Here is a 1,115-nt window from a genome sequence, read left to right as displayed (position 1 = left end):
TTATTGAGCAGTAGCCCAAACATGCCGTGATCGTTGGGTGTGTATGGGTGTTGTGGTGCGTGATACGCGGTCGCTTTCCCCTGCGGCGCAGGAGGATTTGCGTCGCAGGGTGGTGGCGGCGGTCAAGGCGGGGATGAGTCAGGCCGCTGCGGCGCGGGCGTTTCAGGTGGCGCCGAAGACGGTGTGGCGGTGGGTGGACGCCTTTGACCGTAAGGGGAACCGGGGGTTGAACGCCCGCCGGCGTGGGCGGCGTGCGGGAGAGCAGAAGGCGTTGACCGCGCGGCAGCAGGCCCGGGTACGGCGGGCGATCATCCACCAGTGTCCGGACCAGCTTGCCCTGCCCGGCCTGGTGTGGACCCGCCCGCAGGTGCGGCAGCTCATCCGTGGTTGGTTCGGCCTGGAGTTGTCGCTGGTCACGATCGGCGTGTACCTGCGGTCGTGGGGGTTGTCGCCGCAGAAGCCGGTCCGGCGGGCCTACGAGCAGGACCCGCAGGCGGTCACCGAGTGGCGGGAGGTCACCTACCCGGCCATCGCCGCGCAGGCCAGGCGGGACAAGGCGGTGATCCTGTGGCTGGACCAGACCGGGTTGCGCTCGGATGCGGCGGTGGGCACCACGTGGGCACCGGTCGGACAGACCCCGGTGGTGGCCAAGACCGGCCGCCGGTTCGGGGTCAACGTGATGGCCGCGATCAGCAACAGAGGCGAGTTGTACTTCACCTGCTACACCGGTTCCTTCACCGGCGAGGTGCTGGTGACGTTCCTGGCCCGCCTGACCCGTCACCTCGACCGGAAGATCCACCTGATCGTCGACGGGCATCCCGTGCACCGCCGGACCATGGTGCGCGACTGGCTGACCGCACACGCCGACGACATCGAGATGCACTTCCTGCCCGGCTACGCCCCTGAACTCAACCCCGTGGAACTACTCAACCACGACGTCAAACAGCATGTGGCGCAAGCGAACCCGGCCAACCCCGTTGACCTGGCCGCCGCGGCCAGCCGGCACCTGCGTCGTCGGCAGAACCAGCCAGCCACGGTGAAAGCCTTCTTCGGTAAGCCTGAAGTCCGCTACGCCGCCGGATGACCACGGCATATTTGCCCTACGGGTCAATAAC

1 protein-coding gene is annotated in these 1,115 nt (G+C 67.6%); it reads left to right on the top strand.

The genetic code is table 11. From position 1 onward, the window contains the following. Window positions 1-43 precede the first annotated feature (43 nt). On the top strand, window positions 44-1,084 hold the full coding sequence (locus GSF22_RS33770) for an IS630 family transposase (RefSeq protein ID WP_244454613.1): 1,041 nt from the start codon (window positions 44-46) through the stop codon (window positions 1,082-1,084). Window positions 1,085-1,115: the final 31 nt, after the last annotated feature.

The sequence above is a fragment of the Micromonospora echinofusca genome (assembly GCF_017614955.1).
In the GTDB taxonomy this organism is placed as follows: domain Bacteria; phylum Actinomycetota; class Actinomycetes; order Mycobacteriales; family Micromonosporaceae; genus Micromonospora; species Micromonospora echinofusca_A.
The sequence above is the reverse complement of the archived record's forward strand: the minus strand, read 5'-3'. Positions and strand labels throughout refer to the sequence as shown.

Bases quoted from the DNA above. Each gene is read 5' to 3' on its own strand.
- GSF22_RS33770 (WP_244454613.1), top strand. From the start codon at position 44: ATGGGTGTTGTGGTGCGTGATACGCGGTCGCTTTCCCCTGCGGCGCAG.